This window comes from Cupriavidus sp. GW823-FHT06D04 (genome assembly GCF_058795055.1).
Genome location: NZ_JBXAHL010000008.1, coordinates 191062 through 212010 on the forward strand (window position 1 = coordinate 191062; position 20949 = coordinate 212010).

At 68.6% G+C, this 20949-nt stretch carries 18 protein-coding genes; 9 read left to right on the top strand and 9 right to left on the bottom strand.

Annotation, left to right across the window (positions count from 1 at the left end; translation table 11 throughout):
* Positions 1 to 38: 38 nt before the first annotated feature.
* From AC1Q7H_RS13690 to AC1Q7H_RS13710, 5 genes are all read right to left on the bottom strand, one after another.
* On the bottom strand, positions 39 to 1199 hold the full coding sequence (locus AC1Q7H_RS13690) for a porin (protein ID WP_013951839.1): 1161 nt from the start codon (positions 1197 to 1199) through the stop codon (positions 39 to 41).
* A 134-nt stretch (positions 1200 to 1333) separates the two neighbouring features.
* Positions 1334 to 2089, bottom strand: a complete 756-nt coding sequence (gene pepE / locus AC1Q7H_RS13695) for a dipeptidase PepE (protein WP_013951840.1) — start codon at positions 2087 to 2089, stop codon at positions 1334 to 1336.
* Positions 2090 to 2133: 44 nt separating this feature from the next.
* The gene (locus AC1Q7H_RS13700; RefSeq protein WP_211979531.1) at positions 2134 to 3327 is read right to left on the bottom strand and encodes an aminotransferase class V-fold PLP-dependent enzyme; all 1194 of its coding nucleotides are present in this window, start codon (positions 3325 to 3327) and stop codon (positions 2134 to 2136) included.
* Between the two features lie 67 nt (positions 3328 to 3394).
* Complete coding sequence (locus AC1Q7H_RS13705; RefSeq protein ID WP_492381393.1) at positions 3395 to 5002, bottom strand: OPT/YSL family transporter; 1608 nt, start codon at positions 5000 to 5002, stop codon at positions 3395 to 3397.
* 64 nt (positions 5003 to 5066) lie between these two features.
* Entirely contained in the window at positions 5067 to 5780 is a 714-nt protein-coding gene (locus tag AC1Q7H_RS13710; RefSeq protein WP_211982233.1) for an IclR family transcriptional regulator, read from the bottom strand.
* 203 nt (positions 5781 to 5983) lie between these two features.
* Here AC1Q7H_RS13710 and AC1Q7H_RS13715 point away from each other — a divergent pair, with 203 nt between their 5' ends.
* Complete coding sequence (locus AC1Q7H_RS13715; RefSeq protein WP_492378484.1) at positions 5984 to 8767, top strand: hypothetical protein; 2784 nt, start codon at positions 5984 to 5986, stop codon at positions 8765 to 8767.
* Between the two features lie 12 nt (positions 8768 to 8779).
* Here the strand turns inward: AC1Q7H_RS13715 and AC1Q7H_RS13720 are convergent, their stop codons facing one another.
* Positions 8780 to 9535 carry an IclR family transcriptional regulator gene (locus tag AC1Q7H_RS13720; protein ID WP_492378485.1) on the bottom strand — a complete coding sequence of 252 codons (756 nt, stop codon included), beginning with the start codon at positions 9533 to 9535 and terminating at the stop codon, positions 8780 to 8782.
* Between the two features lie 189 nt (positions 9536 to 9724).
* Between AC1Q7H_RS13720 and AC1Q7H_RS13725 the strand changes: the two genes are divergently transcribed.
* From AC1Q7H_RS13725 to AC1Q7H_RS13760, 8 genes are all read left to right on the top strand, one after another.
* Complete coding sequence (locus AC1Q7H_RS13725; RefSeq protein ID WP_013951846.1) at positions 9725 to 10765, top strand: LLM class flavin-dependent oxidoreductase; 1041 nt, start codon at positions 9725 to 9727, stop codon at positions 10763 to 10765.
* A 221-nt stretch (positions 10766 to 10986) separates the two neighbouring features.
* Positions 10987 to 12993: a sigma-54-dependent Fis family transcriptional regulator gene (locus AC1Q7H_RS13730; RefSeq protein WP_492381394.1), complete on the top strand. Its 2007-nt coding sequence runs from the start codon at positions 10987 to 10989 to the stop codon at positions 12991 to 12993.
* Positions 12994 to 13228: 235 nt separating this feature from the next.
* Positions 13229 to 14308, top strand: a complete 1080-nt coding sequence (locus AC1Q7H_RS13735; protein WP_013951848.1) for an ATP-NAD kinase family protein — start codon at positions 13229 to 13231, stop codon at positions 14306 to 14308.
* A 71-nt stretch (positions 14309 to 14379) separates the two neighbouring features.
* Complete coding sequence (locus tag AC1Q7H_RS13740; RefSeq protein WP_035824681.1) at positions 14380 to 15381, top strand: thiamine pyrophosphate-dependent dehydrogenase E1 component subunit alpha; 1002 nt, start codon at positions 14380 to 14382, stop codon at positions 15379 to 15381.
* 36 nt (positions 15382 to 15417) lie between these two features.
* Positions 15418 to 16434, top strand: a complete 1017-nt coding sequence (locus AC1Q7H_RS13745; protein ID WP_013951850.1) for an alpha-ketoacid dehydrogenase subunit beta — start codon at positions 15418 to 15420, stop codon at positions 16432 to 16434.
* Entirely contained in the window at positions 16434 to 17558 is a 1125-nt protein-coding gene (locus AC1Q7H_RS13750) for an acetoin dehydrogenase dihydrolipoyllysine-residue acetyltransferase subunit (RefSeq protein WP_013951851.1), read from the top strand. Before AC1Q7H_RS13745 ends, AC1Q7H_RS13750 begins: the two co-directional genes overlap by 1 nt.
* Positions 17559 to 17638: 80 nt before the next feature.
* Positions 17639 to 17980 carry a carboxymuconolactone decarboxylase family protein gene (locus AC1Q7H_RS13755; RefSeq protein ID WP_013951852.1) on the top strand — a complete coding sequence of 114 codons (342 nt, stop codon included), beginning with the start codon at positions 17639 to 17641 and terminating at the stop codon, positions 17978 to 17980.
* Positions 17981 to 18026: 46 nt separating this feature from the next.
* On the top strand, positions 18027 to 18788 hold the full coding sequence (locus AC1Q7H_RS13760; protein WP_492381395.1) for a lipoyl protein ligase domain-containing protein: 762 nt from the start codon (positions 18027 to 18029) through the stop codon (positions 18786 to 18788).
* Positions 18789 to 18970: 182 nt separating this feature from the next.
* Here AC1Q7H_RS13760 and AC1Q7H_RS13765 read toward each other — a convergent pair whose 3' ends face one another.
* The 3 genes from AC1Q7H_RS13765 to AC1Q7H_RS13775 form a co-directional block, all read right to left on the bottom strand.
* Positions 18971 to 19792, bottom strand: coding sequence for a hypothetical protein (locus AC1Q7H_RS13765; RefSeq protein WP_211979536.1), 822 nt, complete (start codon positions 19790 to 19792; stop codon positions 18971 to 18973).
* A gap of 435 nt (positions 19793 to 20227) precedes the next feature.
* Positions 20228 to 20617 (bottom strand): OsmC family protein, encoded by a 390-nt coding sequence (locus AC1Q7H_RS13770; protein ID WP_211979537.1) that lies wholly within the window; start codon positions 20615 to 20617, stop codon positions 20228 to 20230.
* A 50-nt stretch (positions 20618 to 20667) separates the two neighbouring features.
* Positions 20668 to 20949 (bottom strand): hypothetical protein (locus AC1Q7H_RS13775; protein WP_492381396.1); only part of this gene is annotated, 282 nt, incomplete at its 5' end.

Genomic DNA, 20949 nt, shown 5'->3' on the forward strand with positions numbered 1-20949 from the left:
CCCTGCCCGCGCGGCGCGGGCAGGGCGTCTACAAAAAGTCAGAACTGGTGGCGCAGGCCGACCATCATCGTGGTCTGGCTGTCGCGCCCGTCCAGCGGCTTGCCGCTGCCGCCGGTCCAGCTGGTGGTGTTGTTGCCGAACAGGCCCGACCAGTCACCGTGCACACGGTCGTAGGCCAGCGCCAGGTAGGCATCGGTGCGCTTGCTGAAGGCGTAGTCGGCGACTGCGTAGGCAGTGGTGCGGTTGCCGCTGAAGCCGTCGGCGCGGGTGCGGTTGTGCATCACGCTGCCGATCAGCGTGACGTTGCCGGTGACCGGGTAGCTCGCGCCCAGCGTGAAGAAGTCGTCGTGGCGGCTGCCGCCGAAGACCGAGTTGATGGCGGCGCGGTTGGTCGGCGTGGCGGCGGTGGACATGCTGGTGATCGTGGCCGTGTCGGTGCCGCCCTTGGAAGAATCGAAGCCCGCGTCGCGGTCGCTGTGGATGTAGTTGGCGAACAGGCTGGCGCGGCCCACCGCGGCCTTCAGGCCGGCCAGGTAGATGCTCGCGGCGCGGCTCTGGCTGTCGCGGGTCTGCTGGAAGTCGCCCACTGCGGCGATGGGGCCGGCGGCGTACCTCACGCCGAACGACATCGACGAGGTCGCGCGGGTGTTGCCCGCGGTTTCGCCCAGCGCGTATTCGGCGATCACCGAAACCGGGCCGAAGTTGCCGGTGTAGCTGACGGCGTTGTCGTAGCGCTGGCCGGTCAGGTAGACCATCCACGCATTGGACGGCGCCGCGCCCACGCCGAGCGGGTCGACGTAGTACAGCATGGTGTTGGCGGTGGTGTACTGCCGGCCCAGCGCCAGCTCGCCCCACTGGTTGCCGATCTTCACATACGCCTGGCGCCCGAACAGCTGCCCCTGCTGGTCCAGCTTGCCGGTGTCGGCCAGCAGGCCGTTTTCCAGCACGAAGCCGGCCTTCAGGCCGCCGCCCAGGTCTTCAATGCCGCGCAGGCCGAAGCGGCTGCCCGACAGGAAACCTTCGCCACCTTGCTGCAGCCCGATCTGGGCATCGCCCGCCGGGTTCGAATGGGACTGGTAGGTCAGCGCGGTGTCAATCACGCCGTACAGCGTCACCCCGGACTGGGCCATCGCGGCGGCCGGTAGGCCCAGCAGCAACGGCAGTGCCAGGCGGCCCGCGTGGCGAGTGGTGTGGCTCATCTTGTTTTCTCCTCCAGAAGGCAAAGGGGGGCCCGCGCGGGCGGCACGGCGCGGCCCGCGAGGCGGCTTTCTCTTTGTTGTGCCCGGGACCGGCCCGGGTCAGTGCGTCAGCGGATCAGGGCAGTGCCGCCGGCTCAGGCAGCAAAGCCCGGCCAGTCCGGCATCCCGGCCGGACCGGTGATCTGCGACAGCGGGAACGTCTCGCCTTCGCGAATCGTTTCGGCCTTGCCTTCGGCCGGGAACCACAGCGCATGGCGCTCGCCCAGCACAGTGCCGCGCGTGCCGTCCGAGAACAGTGCCGAACCCTCCGGCAGCGCAAACACCTGCTCCGGCGCGTTGATGTGCAGGAACTCGGCCAGGCGCTCTTCGCGGCTTTCGCCGTTGTGGCCGGCGGGCTTGCCGCTGATGAAGTGCGGGTTGATCTGGAACGGCACCAGCCCCAGCGCGCGCAGCGACGGCGGCTGCACGATGGGCATGTCGTTGGTGGTGCGGATGGTCGGGCAGGCGGCGTTGCTGCCGGCGCTCCAGCCGACGTACGGCATGCCCGCGCGCACCCTGGCGCGGATCGCGTCGACGATGCCGGCGTCGTACATGCGCTTGAGCAGCGCAAAGGTGTTGCCGCCGCCGACCGCGATGGCCTCGGCCTGCTCTACGGCGCGCAGCGGATCGGCGCTGTGGTGGATCGATTCCAGCGCGTAGCCCAGCGTCTCGAACACCGGCTTGACCATGCCTTCATAGGTGTCGAAGCTGAACGTCACGCCGGCGAACGGAACGAACAGCACCTTGCGCGGCTCGCGCCTGAGCAGCGTGTGGATCTGCTCGCCGGCGTGCTCGAGGTAGCCGTGGTTGTCCTTGCGCGAGCTGCTCATCAGAAGGATGCGTTGGGTCATGTCTTGGTTTCCGTCAGGAGAGTCTGGTGAATTTCAATGCGGGATCAGGCGATCGCGGCGCGGATCAGCGCGGCCACGCGGTCGATCTCTTCATGCGTGTTGAAGTAATGCAGCGAGACGCGGGCCATGGTGGACACGCCGTAGCGCGCCAGGATGGCGTCGGCCATGAAGTTGCCGGCTTCGATGATGCATTGCTGCGCTTCCAGCGCTGCGACGATGCGCGCCGGGTCCACGCCGCGCACATTGAACGGCACGATGCCGATGCGGTTGGCCAAGTCGGCCGGACCGTACAGGTCGAAGCCCGGGATCGACGCGAACTTTGCCACCGCATACCCGGTCAGGTCGCGCACGCGCGCTTCGATGGCGTCGATGCCGATGGCGGCGGCGTAGTCGATGGCGGTGCCCATGCCGAGGATCGCCGGCACGATCGGGCAGCCAGCCTCGAAGCGCCTGGCACCAGCCACCAGCGACAGCGCGCCGGTGGCGCGGTCATAGGCGCCGTTCCACCAGCCCACCAGGGCGGGCTCGACCTGCTCGATCAGCGCGCGGCGCACATACAGGAAGCCCGAGCCCTCGGTCGCGCGCAGCGCCTTGCGGCCGCAGCCAGCCAGGAAATCGCAGCCCAGCTCGGCCACATCCGAGCGCAGCATGCCCACGCTCTGCGCCGCATTGACCAGCGACAGCACGCCGTGGCGGCGCGCCACCGCGCAGATCTGCTTGGCCGGCTGCACCGCACCCGTCGAATTGGGCAGGTGCGAGAAGGTGAGCAGGCGCGTGCGCGGGGTCACGGCGCCCTCGAACGCCTCGGGCGAAAGCAGCCCTTCGGCATTGGCCGCGACGATCTTCACGACGATGCCGTGCGATTGCTCCAGCCGGCGCCAGGGCAGCAGGTTGCTCAGCATCTCGGTGTCGGCCACCAGCACTTCGTCACCGGCCTCCCAGGCGATGCCGCGCGCGACGATCGAGATGCTCTCCGTGGCGTTCTTGGTGAAGGCGACTTCGTCGGCGGCGCAGTTGAGCAGCCCGGCCAGCTTGCCGCGCACCGCTTCCACGCGCGTATAGGTCTCTTTGCGGAAGGCTGGCAGGTAGATGCCGACATGGCCGGTATCGAGCAGGTAGCTGCGCACGGTATCGAGCACCGCGTCGGGCGGCAACGAGGCCGCGGCGGTGTCGAGATAGATGGTGGAGGCCGTCAGCGGGGTGTCGGCGCGGATGGCCTGGATGGCTTGGATATCCATGGAACGTCTCGGGTAATGACAGGCGGGACGCGGCGGCCGCGCCCCGAGGTAAGACTCAGTTGCGCACTTACTTGCGCAGCTTGGTGACGGAGCCGAAGAAGCTGAACAGCGCGTCGCCGGCAATCACGCCGCCGGCGAAGGCGCTCATCTCGGCCACGTGCTTGTCGCCGCGCAGGCGCTGCAGCACGAAGCGGATCGCCAGGCCGGCCAGCACGGCCCAGCCGGCCAGCGGCGAGGCAATCAGCATGCCGGTGGAGAGCAGGATGCCAAGCTGGCGCCTGGAGCCGCCGATCAGCTGCAGCAGCGCGCCGGGGATGGCCCAGATCATCAGGTTGCGGGCAATTTCCGCCGACGAGCCCGCCTTGATCGAAGCCGCGTAGACGCGGTCCACCGGCGGGATCATGTTCTGCGCGAAGAAGGTGCGGTGGAACACCAGCACCACCACCGCGGCCACGGCAAAGCCGATCATCGCGGCCAGGAACTGCTGCTTGCGCCCGGCCAACTCGGCCTCCATGTCGCGGCCTTCGCCACGCAGCAGGTAGCCGGTCTTGAGGTCGTAGCCCATGTCGGCAAAGGCCGGGCCGGTGGCGGCGGAGAAGCCCACCAGCACCGCCAGCGCCGTCGGCGGGAAGCCGATCAGGATGCCGATGGTCAGCGTGATCAGCGCCACCGCGAAGGCCGGGAACCAGCCCGAATGCATTGCCGCGATGCCGACGATCAGCTCATGCACATAGGCGGCAAAGGCGGCATACAGCACGAACACCACCAGCATGCCCAGCGACATGTCAGAGACATGGCCGGCCAGCACCGAGATCAGCAGCGCAATCGCCAGGTAGATCAGGAAGCCGCCCGACAGGATGCGGCTCGCGCGCGAGGCCGGGACTTCGATGGTGCGTGCGTCAGCGGCCGGGGCGTAGCGCGCGCGGCGGATTTCATTGGCGACCTGGAACAGCGCGACGATGCCGGCGCCGATCATCAGGCCGTGCGGGATATAGGCCTTGGCGATGTCGATGCCGGTCAGCGCCACCGAATAGCCACGCACCAGCAGGCCGATGCCGAACATGGTCAGTGCCGCCAGGTTGCCCAGGAAGGCCGCGCCGAACGCGGACATCGGCACGCCCAGCCAGGCGCCGCCCACACCCACGGCAATGCCCAGGCCCAGGAACGCGGCCTTGCGTCCGCCGCGGTCGCCGGCCCAGATGGCCTCTGCCGTGGCGATGCCGGCCGGCCAAGTGCCGGTGGCGGGGAAGATCCTGCTGCCGAACAGGAAGTACAGCATCGCGCCGTCGACGAACATGGCGATCACCGCGCCGATCAGCATCGGCGTGGCCAGCTCCGGCATGCCCATCGCGTATGGCACGCCGATCGGGATCATCAGCGAGTTGGCGGCGCCGAAGGTGGCCGACGAGATTGCCGTCTGCACCAGGTTCTGCCGCTCCAGCACGCGGAAGCGCCGCGTGATCTCCAGCGGGATGCGCGAGAACACGATCGCGATCAGCGCGCCGATGATCGAGGTGTTGGCCGAGATCCCCAGCGACACGATCAGCTGCATCCCGATCATGGCGCCGAATACCGACAGCCCCACGGAGACCAGCAGCAGCAAGGGCTCCATGAAGCGTGTCCGTGTTGCAGGCTGCGCCGCCATCGGCGCGTTCAGTTGTGTTGGCATGGTCATGTTGTCCACCGCTCCCCGTAGTGTTGTCTGGTTTTGTCTGTTGTGTGTGATGCCTTGCGTGCGCTCAGCGCATGAAACCCGCCACCGGTCCGATGGTGTTGCGCGTGGTGCGCAGCGCCTCCAGCAAGCGCGGCACCGCCTCAGGCGTCAGGCGCTGCAGCGGGCCGGCGATGGCCAGCGATCCCACCACCGCCTGGGTGTCGCGGTGGCGCAGCGGCAGCGCCAGCCCGGCCACCGTGGCGGCGGATTCCTCGCAGGTGTAGGCCCAGCCGTCGGCGCGGATCTGATCCAGCCGTGCTTCCAGTTCTGGCGCGTCGCCCGCTACCTGGCGCCGGAACGCTTCCGGCTGGAATGCCAGGATGGCCTTGGCGTGCGCGCCCGCGTCCAGCGCGAAGCGCTGGCCCACTTCGATCGAAAAGCGCAGCTGGTGCTGGCTCTGGGCGATATCCGTGCACAAGCCCTCGCCACCGTCCAGCCACGACAGGAACACGGTCTCGCCGCATTCGCGCGCCAGCGCTTCCAGCGCGGGCTGCACCACCTCGGCCGGCGAAAGTGTCTTGCGAATCACTTGTCCCAGCTCGAACCAGCGCAACCCTAGGCCGTAGCGGCCAAGCGCGTCCTGCACCAGGAAGCCATTGCCGGCAAAGGTCGCCAGCACGCGATGCACCACGGCGTGGTGCACGCCGCTGTGGCGCGCCAGTTCGCGCACGCCCCAGCTGGGCTGGCGGGCGGTGAAATGGGTCAACAGCGCCAGGGCGCCGTCCAGGGTCTTGAGCATGGTGAGTGGTTGCGTCAACTGCTTGTGTCTCTATACAAGAGACACCGTCTCTGATACAGAGAAATGCTAGGCTTCGGCCAGGCTCTCAACAATCAGGGTTAACGCGGGGCCGGCTGGCCGCGCCGGGCGAATGCCGGCGCCGGCAACGGCGGAGCGCCGCCGCCTATACTTGGCGCAGACCGACTGCTACCGGGAGGGCGCGCATGGCCGCGGAACACCACGGAACCGGCGGATCTGGCGACGAGGCCACCCGCATCGCCCAGCGCCGCCGCCAGCTCGGCATTGCGCCGCGCGCCGACGATGGCCAGCGCAACTGGGCCCTGGCGCTGTCCGGCGGCGGCATCCGCAGCGCCACCTTCTGCCTGGGCGTGATGCAGGCAATGGCGGGCACCGCGATGCCCGCCAAGGCGGCAGCGCCGGCCCCCGCGCCGGAGGCCGCGACGCCGGCGGCCGCCACCGCCGCCGCGGCGCAGACCGTGCCGGGCCTGGCCTCGCTGCTGGCGCAGTTCGACTACCTGTCCACCGTCAGCGGCGGCGGCTACCTCGGCGCCTTCTTCGTCAGCCTGTTCGTGCCCGGCCGCCTGCACCGCGGCGCAGGCCCGGTCCAGGCCGCCACCGACGCCTATCACACGCTGCAATGCGAGCCGCCGGGGCGCATCCATACCTCGGTGTCCTACGCCGCCGACCCCGGCCGCGGCGCGGTCGCATGGCTGCGCGAGAACGGCCGCTACCTGTCGCCCACCGGCGCCGGCGACAACCTCTATGCCGCCGCGCTGGTGGTGCGCAACTGGCTGGCCATGCATTTCGTGATCGGCAGCGCGCTGCTGGTGCTGCTGGCTGCGCTGGCGCTCGGGCAACACATTGCGGTGGGGGTTTCCTACGGGTTGGGGCGCCATGAGATGGACCTGCTGCACGACGCGCGGCAGGCCTACAACCAGGGCGAATGCGCGATCTGGTGGAGCACGCTGCTGTGGCTGCCGCTGGCCACCGCGCTGGCTGGCGCGGTGCCGCCCGGGCTGGCCTACTGGCTGATCTACCCGCGCGCCAACGATCCGCAGGCGACGGCCCGCTTCCTGAGCCCCGCGCCGCTGCTTGCCACGCTGCTGGGCCTGATGCTGCTGGCCGCGGCGCGCTGGTCGGAATGGCTCGGTTCGGGGCTGGTCATCGGCAAGCTCTTTGCCGCGCTGGGCGTGCTGACGTTGCTGGGCGTGCTGTGGTGCCTGGCGCTGCTGCAGGGCGAGCCGCGCACCGTGGCCGCCTACCGCGTGCGTGCCACGCGCGCACTGCGTGGCGCGCTGACGCTGACCCTGTGGCTGGCGGCGCTGGGCATTGCCGACACCATCGCACGCACCGATTACCTGTTTGCCCACCAGGCCCACCACCAGTGGGGCGCGGCGCTGCCCGCAACCGTGCTGGGCGTGCTGGTCTGGCTCGTGCGCTACGGTTCGCGCTGGCGCGATGCCGGCCGCCAGGGCAGCACCGACACGCCATGGCGCGCGCTGTGTGCCCGGCTGCCGGTATCGCTGCTGGCGGGCGCGGTGGCGGCCGTGCTGGCCCTGCTGTTGTTCGTGCTGTGGTCGTGGCTGGTGCTGTGGGTGCGCTGGGACGGGCGCGAGCCGGTCGACTGGCTGGTGTTCGGCAACGCCTATACCGGCCCGGCGCTGGCCATGCTGACCGTGGTGAGCCTGGCGCTGGCGCTGGTGGTGGGGCGCTTCGCGGGCTTCCTGAACCTGTCGACGCTGCAGCCGTTCTATGCGGCGCGGCTCACCCGCGCGTACCTGGGGGCGTCCAACGGTGAGCGCTTTGCGCCGCCCGATCCGACGACCGACCAGGACGGCAGCCAGGGCGCCCGCTTCAGCGTGGCCGAGCCCGTGCCCGGCGACCAGCTCAGCCTGAACACCTACTACGATCCGCGCGTGCTGGCGCCGCTGCACCTGATCAACGTCACGCTGAATCTCACCGTCGACCCGGCCGAGCAACTGGTGCAGCGCGACCGCAAGGGCAAGCCGCTGTGCCTGGCGCCCGGCCCCTGCGTGGCGCAGTCCGGCGTGGCGGCGGCGATCCCGCCGGACGCCTACGCGCGCTTTACCATCGACGGCCGGGGTTGCTGCCCCGACGTTTCATGGCCGTCGTCGGGCAAACTGGCCGAATCGCGCACGGTGGGAGATTGGATGGCGATCTCCGGCGCGGCCGTCTCCACCAGGCTGGGGCGCGCGACCACGCTGGGCACATCCATGCTGCTTGGCCTGGCGAACCTGCGGCTGGGCATATGGTGGCCGTCGTATCCGGCCAGCCACGCACGCGAAGGCGGGCGCCGGGGCCGCGCCAGGCGCCATCCGGAACGCGCCACGCATCCGTGGCTGGCCGCGGGCATCGCGCTGTTCCGCACGCAGTACTACCTGGGCTGCGAACTGAGCGCGCGCTTCCATGGCACGCGGCGCGGCTGGCAATTTCTGTCCGATGGCGGGCATTTCGACAACACCGGCGTGTACGAGTTGCTGCGCCCGGGCCGCGATGTCTCGCTGATCGTGCTGTGTGATTGCGGGGGCGACCCCGACTACCGCTTCGGCGACCTGGCCAACCTGATCCGGCTGGCGCGCATCGACCATGGGCTGGAGATCGTGGTCGATACCGAGGCTGCCACCACGCACCCGGTGCTGAGCCGGGTCTTCGGCGTACCGGATGATTTCATGCCGGGCGCGCCGACCGGCGACAAATGCGCGGTGCTGCTCAACGTCTTTCGCACCGGACCGGAGTGCGGGGCGCCACGCGCACGCACCTGCCGCATCGTGCTGCTCAAGCCGCGGCTGGTGTCATGGGCGCCGGCCGACGTGCGCCACTACGGCGCGACCCATCCCGCGTTTCCGCAGGAGGCCACCGGCGACCAGTTCTTCGATGAGGCGCAATGGGAGAGCTATCGCGCGCTGGGCCATGCGATCGGCCAGCGCGTGCTGGGCGGGGCCGTGGGCAAGGCCCTGCTGGTGTGAGGAGACTGCGCGTCAGCGCACGAAGCCGATGACGTCTTCCAGCCGGCCGCTGGCATCGCGCAGCGCCTCCAGCAGGCGCGGTACCGCGGCTTCGTCCAGCCGCTGCTGCGGCCCGGCGATGGCGACCGAGCCCACCACCGCACTGCGGTCGCGCGACCACAGCGGCAACGCTAGGCCGGCCACGCTGGCGGCGGCTTCCTCGCGCGTATGGGCCCAGCCGCGCTCGCGCACCTCGGCCAGCTGCTGCTCGATGCGCTCGCGGTCCAGCGTCGTGTGGGGGGCCATTCGCGCCAGCCCCTGGCGGTAGACCTCATCGCGAAAGGCATCGTCCTGGAAGGCCAGCATGGCCTTGGCATGCGCGCCCGCATAGAGCGGGAAGCGCTCGCCCAGCTCGATCGAAAAGCGCAGCTGGTGCTGGCTCTGCACCAGTCCCACGCACAGGCCCTCATGGCCATCGAGCCAGGACAGGAACACGGTCTCGCCGCTTTGCGCGGCGAGCTTTTCCAGCACCGGGCGCACGATCTCGTCGGCCGAGAAGCTCTTGCGCACCACCTGTCCCAGCTCGAACAGCCGCAGTCCCAGCGAATACTTGCCGGTGGCCGCGTCCTGCACCAGGAAGCCGTTGGCGGCAAACGTGGCCAGCACGCGGTGTACCACCGCGTAGTGCACGCCGCTGTGCTTGGCCAGCTCGCGCACGCCCCAGGTCGGCTGGCGCACGGTGAAGTGGGTCAGCAGCGCCAGCGCACCGTCCAGTGTCTTGAGTGTCATCGCTTGTTCCTTCGCATCGGGCTGCATGGTACGGGCAAGCGCGGCGCGACTCAATCTTTCGTGCCCCGACTATACCCACGCCGCCCGAAGGGCCGCGATCAGGCCCCCAGCACGATCGCGCCGGGGTCACTAAGATAGCGAGCCATATGCATTGCCCGCGTGCGGCACCAGCCGCCCGCCATCCACCACATGAATCACGACTCTATCCCCAACGGCGCAGGCGTCGCCTGGTCCGTGCTGGACCTGGCCCCCATCCCTGAAGGCAGCGATGCCGGCCAGGCCATGCGCAACTCGCTCGACCTGGCCCGCCATGCGGAGCAGTTGGGCTACCACCGCTACTGGCTGGCCGAGCATCACAATATGCCCGGCATTGCCAGTGCCGCCACCGCCGTGCTGATCGGCTATGTCGCCAACGGCACCAGGACCATCCGCGTGGGTTCGGGCGGCGTGATGCTGCCCAACCATTCGCCGCTGGTGATCGCCGAGCAGTTCGGCACGCTGGCCTCGCTCTACCCGGGCCGCATCGACCTGGGCCTGGGCCGCGCGCCCGGCACCGACCAGGCCACCGCGCGCGCCTTGCGCCGCCACCTGTCGGCCGACAGCGCCGATACCTTCCCGCAGGATGTGGAAGAACTGCAGGCCTATTTCGAAGACGTGCGCCCCGGCCAGCGCCTGCGCGCGGTGCCCGGCGCCGGGCTCAAGGTGCCGATCTGGTTGTTGGGTTCGAGCCTGTTCAGCGCGCAGCTGGCCGCGGCGATGGGCCTGCCGTTCGCCTTTGCCTCGCACTTTGCGCCGGGCTTCATGCGCCAGGCGGTGGACCTGTACCGACGCACCTTCCGGCCCTCCGAAGCGCTGGACCGGCCTTATGTGATGCTGGGCCTGAACGTGTTTGCGGCCGAGACCGGCGACCAGGCGCGCCGCCTGTTCAGCTCGCTGCAGCAGCAGTTCCTGGCGCTGGTGCGCGGCACTCCGGGGCAGCTGCGCGCGCCGGTGGATGATATCGAATCACTGTGGACCGAGAGCGAGGCCGACCATATCCGCCGCTCGCTGGCGTGCTCCGTGGTGGGCGATCCCGACGCCGTGCGTGCCGGCATGCAGCGTTTTGTCGATGACCTGCGCCCGGACGAGCTGATGCTGGCCGGGCAGATCCATGACCACCAGGCGCGCCTGCGCTCGTTCGCCATCGCCGCCGATGCGGCGCGCAGCCTGAAGACCTCATCAGCGCTCTGAGCGCCTGCGATGCTCCGGTATGGCGTGCGCCGCACTTGCGGCGTGCGCCCGTGAGCGCGTCTCCCCTAATCCTGTTTGCGCACCGCCGATCCGCTCGGATACATTAGAAGGTCCGAGACACAGAGAGGCACGGCTCCCGCAGCACGCGCCCGACAGTCCGCCCGATCCACCACCCCATTCATCACCCATGGGGCCGACGGCAGCGACGACAGGAGACAACGATGGACCTGCGGCAACGCGAGCACATCGAGACGGTGGTCCAGGCCACCACATACCTTGCCCCGCCGGCCGTGCTTGCGGACCGGATCGCGCACGACGCCATCATCCAGAACTCATGGCGCCGCTGCGTGCACCAGTACGGCCTGGATCCGTCGCGCATGCAGGAGGCGCGCATCCTGCCGCAGCCGCGCCTGCGCGAACACCAGGAACGTATCGACGACTTCGCGCGCATCGCGCGCCACGGCCTGCAAAGCCTGTATGGGCAGGTGGCGGGCCTGGGCTATGTGGTGCTGCTGACCGATGCGCAGGGAGTGACCGTCGACTATATCGGCGAGGCCCGCAGCGATGCCGCGCTGCGCCACGCGGGCCTGTACCTGGGCGCCGAGTGGAGCGAGAGCGGCGCCGGCACCTGCGCGGTCGGCACCGCCCTGGCCACGGGCCAGGCGCTGACGGTGCACCAGGCCGACCATTTCGACGCCACCCATATCCCGCTGACCTGCACCGCCGCGCCGCTGTTCGACACGCACGGCAACCTGCATGCCATCCTCGACATCTCCGCGCTGACCTCGCCGCAGGCCAAGGACAGCCAGGGGCTGGCGCTGCAGATGGTGCGCATCTACGCCGCGCATATCGAGAACGCCAACTTCCTGCGCGCGCACCGCCGCGACTGGATCCTGAAGCTGAACGTGGCGCCGGAGTTCGTCGACGTCAATCCCGAATACCTGCTGGCGCTGGACGAGGCGGGCCGCATCGTCGGCCACAACCACCGCGCCAGGCTGATGCTGGAAGGCGAGCTGGGTGTTGCACCGGGCGCCACCGTGCTGGGCCAGCGGTTCGAGACGCTGTTCGACGCGCGCCTGGAAGACCTGGGCCATTACGTCTATTCGCGCCCGAGCGAGCAGCGCCTGGTGGCGCTGACCCGCAGCGGCGGCCTGCTGTACCTGAGCGTGCTGCCGCCCGCGCTGCGCTGGCAGGCGCCGCCCGCCGAAACGCAGGTGGAGATGCCGGATGCGCTGGCAGCACTGACCGGCGGCGATGCCGCGCTGCAGCAGCAGTTGCAGCGCGCGGCGCGCCTGGTCGATTCGCCCATCAACCTGCTGATCCACGGCGAGACCGGCAGCGGCAAGGAGTTCCTGGCCAAGGCGCTGCATCTTGCCAGCGCGCGCCGCGGCGGGCCGTTCGTAGCGGTGAACTGCGCGGCGATCCCTGAAACCTTGATTGAAAGCGAATTGTTCGGCCACCTGCCCAACAGCTTCTCCGGCGCAGGCCCGCGCGGCAAGCGCGGCCTGATCCAGGAGGCCGACGGCGGCACGCTGTTCCTGGACGAGATCGGCGACATGCCGCGCGAGCTGCAGTCGCGGCTGCTGCGCGTGCTGGCCGAGGGCGAAGTGCTGCCTGTCGGCGCCGCGCGGCCGGTGCCGGTGCGGCTGCGGGTCATCTCCGCCACGCACCACAGCCTGGAGCAACTGGTGGCCGACGGGCGCTTCCGCGAGGACCTGTACTACCGCCTCAACGGCGCGCGCTTTACGCTGCCGCCGCTGCGTGCGCGCACCGACCTGGACTGGCTGGTCCGCAAGCTGCTGCAGGAAGGGGGCGCAGAAGGCGGCGAGATCACGCTGTCGCCCGCGGCACGCGAGCGGCTGCACCGCCACCGCTGGCCCGGCAACCTGCGCGAACTGCGCAACGTGCTGGAGTACGCGCGCGCGGTCTGCGCCGACGGCTATATCGATGTGCCGGACCTGCCTGACAGCCTGGCGGGACCCGCTCCGTCCGCCGCCCTGCCGCAGCCAGGGCCCGCCCAGTCACCCGCTGCCGCGCCGTTCGATCCGCACCAGTTGCCGCCGGAAGGCATGCTGCTGATGCAATACCTGCGCGCCTCCGGCTGGAACCTGAGCGCGGTCGCGCGGCAGATCGGCGTCAGCCGCATGACGCTGTACCGCCGCATGGAGCGCTACGGCATCCAGTCGCCCAACCGGCGCGACGGCGGCCCAGAGCCCACCGACGCATAAGCCGGCAGGCAGCACGGCGCACGCGCGCCATCCCTGCGATACGGTTGTCCATCCCCTGTACACCTGCGCTGTGACACCTGTCACAGCGCAGCGTCGCTTTTGCCCTTCCGCCTCGGGGTAATCCCTCGGATCCGACCCCGCTGATACCCCTGTTTCCCCGGTTTTCACTGCCTGCGCGCACTGGCACGGCCATTGCAAATACGCTTGGCAAGACAACGACAACAGGAGACAGGCAATGGGGCACGCAGCAGGCGCCAGCGCGCAGATCGCGCCAGTGGTCGGCATCATCGCCAACCCGATTTCCGCGCGCGACATCCGCCGCGTGATCGCCAACGCCAACAGCCTGCAGCTGGCCGACCGCGTCAATATCGTGCTGCGCCTGCTGGCCGCGCTGGCGTCCTGCGGCGTGGAGCGCGTGCTGATGATGCCCGACCGCGAAGGCCTGCGCGTCATGCTGGCGCGGCACCTGGCACGCCGGCAGGGGCCGGACTCGGGGCTGCCCGCGGTCGACTACCTTGACATGCCGGTCACCGCGCGCGTTGACGACACCCTGCGCGCCGCGCGCTGCATGGCCGATGCGGGCGTGGCCGCCATCATCGTGCTGGGCGGCGACGGCACCCACCGCGCGGTGGTGCGCGAGTGCGGCGCGGTGCCGATCGCGGGCCTGTCGACCGGCACCAACAATGCCTACCCCGAAATGCGCGAACCCACCATCATCGGGCTGGCCACCGGCCTCTATGCCACGGGCCGCATTCCCCCTGCGCAGGCGCTGGCGTCGAACAAGCGGCTCGACATCGTCATCCGCGACGGCAACGGCGGCTTTCGCCGCGATATTGCGCTGGTGGATGCGGTGATCTCGCACGAGCACTTCATCGGCGCGCGCGCCTTGTGGAAGACCGACACGCTTGCCGCCGTCTACGTGTCCTTTGCCGACCCCGAGGCCATCGGCCTGTCATCCATCGCCGGGCTGCTGGAGCCGGTGGGCCGGCGCGAAGAGGGCGGCCTCGCGATCGAGCTGGCCGCCCCCGGCGAAGGCGAATTCGACCTGTGCGCGCCGATCGCACCCGGCCTGATGTGCACCGTGCCGGTGGCCGGCTGGCAGCGGCTCGAACACGGCCGGCCCCATCGCGTGCGCCAGCGCAGCGGCATTGTCGCGCTGGACGGCGAGCGCGAACTGGCCTTCGGGCCGGACGACGAAGTCACCGTCACCCTGCATGACCACGCCTTTCGCAGCATCGACGTCGCGGCCTGCATGCGCCATGCCGCGCGCCACCACCTGATGCGCCGCCTGCCGCGGCACGCCGCGGCGGGATGACGCGCGGGCACCGCGTCCGCCCGCTTTTCCCCTTTCTTGAAGTGCAACACCTGAAAACGAAGGAGACAGACATGACAGCCAGAGCTTCTCAAGATTCCGCCGCGCTGCCGCTCGATAAGGAGACGTTGCTGACGGTGTACCGGAAGATGCGCACCATCCGCGATTTTGAAGAACGCCTGCACGTGGACTTCGGGCGCGGCGACATCCCGGGCTTCGTCCACCTGTACGCGGGCGAGGAAGCCGCGGGCGTCGGCATCCTGCACCACCTGAACGATGGCGACCGCATCGCCAGCACGCACCGCGGCCACGGCCACTGCATCGCCAAGGGCGTCGATCCGGTGGCGATGATGAAGGAGATCTACGGCAAGAAGGGCGGCTCGTGCAATGGCAAGGGCGGCTCGATGCATATCGCCGACCTGTCCAAGGGCATGATGGGCGCCAACGGCATCCTGGGCGCGGGCGCGCCGCTGATCTGCGGCGCCGCGCTGGCTGCCAAGTTCCGCGGCAAGGGCGAGGTCGGCATCACCTTCTGCGGCGACGGCGCCTCCAACCAGGGCACCTTCCTGGAGAGCCTGAACCTGGCCGCGGTGTGGAACCTGCCGGTGATCTTCGTGATCGAGAACAACGGCTATGCCGAATCGACCTCGCGCGATTACGGCACCGCGGTGGACAGCTACGTGGACCGCGCCGCCGGCTTCGGCATCCCGGGCGTGACGGTGGACGGCACCGATTTCTTCGCCGTCCATGAAGCGGCCGGCGAAGTGATCCGGCGCGCGCGCGAAGGCGGTGGGCCGTCGCTGCTCGAATGCAAGATGGTCCGCTTCTACGGCCACTTCGAGGGCGATGCGCAAACCTACCGCGCCGCAGGCGAACTCGACGATATCCGCGCCAACAAGGATTGCCTGAAGCTGTTTGGCCGCGCCGTGACCCAGGCCGGCGTGGTCGCGCGCGAAGAACTCGACGCCATCGACCGCGAGGTCGCCGCGCTGATCGAGCATGCCGTGCAGGAGGCCAAGGCCGCACCGCAGCCCGGGCCCGAAGACCTGCTCACCGACGTCTACGTCAGCTACTGATCCGCCACGCGCTAACTCAATATCAGGAGACAAACCATGGCTCGCAAACTGAGCATCAAGCTGGCGATCAACGAGGCGATCGACCAGGAAATGACCCGCGACCCCAGCGTCATCATGCTGGGCGAAGACATTGTCGGCGGCGCCGGCGCGGACGGCGAGAAGGACGCCTGGGGCGGCGTGCTGGGCGTGACCAAGGGCCTGTACGCCAAGCACGGCGACCGGCTGCTGGACACGCCGCTGTCTGAATCCGCTTACGTGGGCGCCGCCATCGGCGCCGCGGCCTGCGGCATGCGCCCGATCGCCGAGCTGATGTTTATCGACTTCATGGGCGTTTGCTTCGACCAGATCTTCAACCAGGCGGCCAAGTTCCGCTACATGTTCGGCGGCAAGGCCGAGACCCCGGTGGTGATCCGCGCGATGGTCGGCGCGGGCTTTCGCGCGGCCGCGCAGCACAGCCAGATGCTGACGCCGCTGTTCACTCATATCCCCGGACTGAAGGTGGTGTGCCCGTCCACGCCGTACGACACCAAGGGCCTGCTGATCCAGGCGATCCGCGACAACGACCCGGTGATCTTCTGCGAGCACAAGAACCTATACGGCCTGGAGGGCGAGGTGCCCGAAGGCGCCTACGCGATTCCGTTCGGCGAGGCCAATATCGTGCGCGACGGCAAGGATGTGTCGATTGTCACCTACGGGATGATGGTGCATCGCTCGCTCGAAGCGGCCGCCACGCTGGCCAAGGAGGGCATCGAGGCGGAAGTGATCGACCTGCGCACGCTCTCGCCGCTGGACATGGACACCGTGCTGGAATCGGTCGAGAACACCGGCCGCCTGGTGGTCGTGGACGAGGCCAGCCCGCGCTGCAATATCGCCACCGATATCTCCGCGCAGGTCGCGCAGCAGGCCTTCGGCGCGCTCAAGGCCGGCATCGAGATGGTGTGCCCGCCGCATACGCCGGTGCCGTTCTCGCCGACGCTGGAGGACCTGTACATCCCCAGCGCCGCGCAGATCGTGGCCGCCGCGCGCAAGACCATGAAGGGAGGCAAGCACTGATGGCAACCGCAATTTCCCCCACGATTATCCCGATCGTGATGCCCAAGTGGGGCCTGTCGATGAAAGAAGGCACGGTCAATGCGTGGCTGGTCGACGAAGGCACCGAGATTACCGTGGGCCTGCCGATCCTCGACGTGGAAACCGACAAGATCGCCAATGCGGTGGAGGCGCCCGACGCGGGAACGCTGCGCCGCAAGGTGGCGCAGGCCGGCGACGTGCTGCCGGTGAAGGCGCTGCTGGGCGTGCTGGCACCTGCGGAGGTGAGCGATGCGCAAATCGATGACTATGTCGCGGCTTATGAAACGCCGGCGGACGATGCTGGCGAAGAAGAAGCCGCTGCCGCGTACCAGTTTGCCGACGTCGACGGCATCCGGGTCCGCTATGCCCGCAAGGGTGGCGGCGCCGAAACCGTGCTCTTCATCCACGGATTTGGCGGAGACCTGGACAACTGGCTGTTCAACCTCGATCCCCTGGCCGACGCGTACACCGTGGTGGCGCTCGACCTGCCCGGCCACGGACAGTCGTCGCCGCGGCTCGCGGGCACGACGCTGGCGCAGATGGCCGGCTTTGTAGCGCGCTTCATGGACGAGACCGGGATCGAGGCGGCGCATGTGGTCGGCCATTCGATGGGCGGCGGCGTGGCGGCGCAACTGGCTGTGGATGCACCGCAGCGGGTGCTTTCGGTGGCGCTGGTGTCGCCGGTGGGCTTTGGCGACGCCGTCAACAGCGGCTATACCGAAGGCTTCGTCAGTGCTCAGTCCCGGCGTGAGCTCAAGCCCGTGGTCGAGCTGCTGTTCGCCGACGCGGGGCTGGTCAGCCGCCAGATGCTGGACGACCTGTTGCGCTACAAGCGGCTGGACGGCGTCACCGAGGCGCTGACGGCGCTGGGGCAGGGGCTCTTCGGCGGCGGCCGCCAGAGCGAGCAGCCTGGCCAGCGGCTGGCCGGCAGCGGCAAGCGCGTGCTGGTGGTGTGGGGCGGTCAGGACCAGATCATCCCGGCCGCGCACGCTGAAGCCGCGCCGGCGGGAGCAACCGTCAAGGTCTTTGCCGATGCTGGCCACATGAGCCAGATGGAGAAGGCCAATGACTTCAACGCGCTGCTGAAAAAGCATCTGGCCGGCTGATGCCGCGCGCGGATGGCGCCGCCCCAGGGCGCCATCCGCTCGGCCAGTTCGCCTTGTTCGAATTCAAGACAGGACACCTCATGACCACAGACCTGAAGACCCGCCTGACCGAGATCAACAAGCAATTCGGTGCGCTCGGCCAGGCCCAGCCCGCCGCCATGAGCGCCTTCCAGGGCGTGATGAAGGCCGCCACGCAGGACGGCAGCCTGCCGGCCGCCGTCAAGGAACTGATTGCCGTCGCACTGGCGGTGCAGAAGGGCTGCGACGACTGCGTGCTGTTCCACACCAGTCAGGCGCTGCGCCATCGCGCCACGCGCGAGCAGCTGGCCGAAGTGCTGGCCATCAATATCGAGATGGGCGGCGGACCCGGCGCCATGTATGCGTCGAAGGCGCTGGCGTACTTCGATGCGCTCAACGTCTAGCCTTGCTAGACTCGGCACGTTGCCATCCGGAGGCTGGTGCCATCCCATGCCGTTTGAATTTGTCGATGCGGCCCATGCCGGGCAGGCGGGCAGCGACCCGCTGCAGGATGAGCTGGCCTTGCTGGATCTCGCGGCACAGGGCCGGCAGGTGGCGCAGCTGTGGGAGGCGCCGCTGTCGCTGGTGGTGCCGCGCACCTACCTGCGCCATGCCGCGCTGGAAACCGCGCGCGCCGACTTCGCGCAGCAAGGGTGCCCGGTGTTCCTGCGCATGTCGGGCGGCGGGCTGGTGCCGCAGGGCCCCGGCATCCTCAACCTGAGCCTGGCCTACGCAGTGGGACAGCCGCCGGGTGCGCGCAGCGACGCGGTCTACCTGCACTTGTGCGAGGTCATCGGCGATGCGCTGCAAGCGCTGGGCGTCGACACGCACTGGCAGGCCGTGGCAGGCTCCTTCTGCGACGGCCGCTTCAACCTGGCCTGGGGCCCGCCCGAAGCCGCGCGCAAGATCGCCGGCACGGCGCAGTACTGGCGGCGCGCACCCGCGGCCATGCAAGGGCCCGACGGGCAGCGCCACCTGGTGCTGGCCCATGCGGTGCTGCTGGTCAGCGCCGACCCTGTGCAGATCAACGCGCGCGCCAACGCGTTCGAAGCGGCCATCGACAGCGGCCGGCGCTATGACGCGGGCAAGGTCGTCAGCGTGCGCGAGGCATTGTTGGCCGGCGGCCGCGCGGTCGATGACGACGGCGCGCTGATGGCGCAGGTATCGGATGCGCTGCGGCGAAGCGTCGGGCAGACGCCGCCGCCGGCGTAGCCACTTGAAGCGGGAGACGCCAATTGGCGACCCCAAAAAAATCGCGGCCCACGCGGGGCCGCTAAAAATCGGGAATGCGAGGCGTGTCAGATGCCTCAGGAGACGTTATCGACACAGTGTGGACCACCGAGACCCCACTTCGGTGGGGTCTAGCGAGTACAATCATGGAGGCGAGTGACCGCTTACGCGATCAGGTAGGCGGAGTGCGGGTCCGGCCGGATGGCAGTGCGCAGCTTGCGCACGCTGGCTTCCAGTTCGGCATGGGCGGCATCGAGCCAGGCGACGCGATGGCGCACCGGGTCCTTGGCCGACAGATCGCTGGCGGCGATCTCGCGCAGGAAGTAGCGCACCATGCTGCCGGCGCGCGCCGGCACTGGCATCATCCCCAGCAGTTGAGACTTCGCCAGCAGCCGGCGGCTGACTGCATGCCGCAGTCCTGCCCAGGCGGTACGGCCCAGCGCGATGTACAGCGCATCCGTGCGCATCTGCCGCACGGCGCCCAGGAACTGCGCTTCGAATACCTCGCGCAGCATCGGTGTCTCCAGCAGTTCTTCCAGTGGCCCGTCGAACGCCAGACCGCGCCGCGTGGTGGCATGCGGCAGCAAGGCAAGCGGTTGCAGGCGCTCGAACCCGTCATTCCACAATGCCGCGGCGTGCGGCAGGCCGACCAGTTCGGGCACCCGGAAGTGGTCGAGCATGCGGATCAGGTTGGGCCGCACCAGCTTGCCGCCCAGCTCGACGCGCCGCTTGTTCTCGCGCTGAATCACGCGGCCGGGTGCATGGGCGCGCATCAGTTCCTCGGTGACGGCGGCGGCCAGCCGCACATGGGCGTGGCCGGGCGTGGTGCTGACCAGCACCAGGGGTGCCTGGGTGTTCAGGTATTCGCAGGGCACGTAGTGCATGGCGTAGGTGCTGTCCTGTGCCACCACAACCGGTTTGGCGATCACGCCGACTGCGCCCGCAAGCCGAACCTGCGCGCAATACGCTTCGATGAAGTTGGTCAAGGAATCCCCCCGCTCGCTTCGATGTATCGGCGCTTTCTATTGGCGCCTTCTACTTGTTCTGCTTTCCGTTCATGGTAAGCCTGCGGTGCAGGGCAGATAAAGCGCGCGGCGCCGGTTTGACCGGAATCCGACGAAACCTTGGTGGGCCAGCCAACATACCGGAGCAGGATGCCCCTCGAACGGGTGGGGCACGCGCGTGGTTCACGGCAGGTACGGTATCGCACCGCGTGCGTCAGGACGATGACATCAGACGGGAGGGAATCAGCCGGAACGGGACGGCCGCGGGCGGCGGGTCGCCGGAAAGAAAAGACCGGACACGTGCGTGTCCGGTGAACCCATTTGCTGACTCAGGTAGTGTCACAGCCCGAGAGCTACAAATGATAACGATTATCATTTGAGTTGACAATAGCAAAGGGCGCGATCTTGCCGGTGGGGTCAGGCAATCGAAGTCTGGATGGAAAACTGTCCCGACAAGGTTTTGTGCACCGGGCAGCGGTTCGCCACGCGGAGTAGGTCATCCAGGATCTGGGGCGTGAGCTCACCGCTGACCTTGACCTCGCGGTTCATGGTGTAGGTCCCGTTGGCCTCTTCATGAGCGACCGATACATGGACTCCGGTGATCGCGTAGCCCTTGCGTTTGGCGTACAGCTGCAAAGTCAGCGTGGTGCAGGCGGCCAGGGCCGAATCCAGCAGGTCATGCGGGTTCGGGTATTGGGTGTCGCCGCCGGCAGATGCATCCAGGTCGGCCCGCCACTCGGCAGTCCCGTTGGTCAGGTGGCAGATGCTGTTGCCCTGGCTTGGTTGCCAGGTCGCTTGGATAGTCATCAAACGTCCCCATCTATAAGAGAGCGGCCCGGTGGGCCGGAACAGCCATTCTATAAGCAGCGCCGGGCGAGGGCTGAAGTGGCTTGAAATGCCTTTTTCGGGCGAGTTGGCTTTTTTTCAAAGAACCTCTTGCCAACCCCGCTGCGGTCACTTAATATTCGCCCCCTCGCAACACAACGCAGCGCTGCAAAGCAGACGCAGCAAGGGTTTGCGGGGTCGACCGGGTAGGTTGGCGCAGCGAAGTTAGCGCGCCGGCCGCAGCGAAAAAAGTTGCTGAAACGGTTGACGAAACGAAGAAAGCTCTGCATAATCTCGTTTCTCTGCTGCAGACA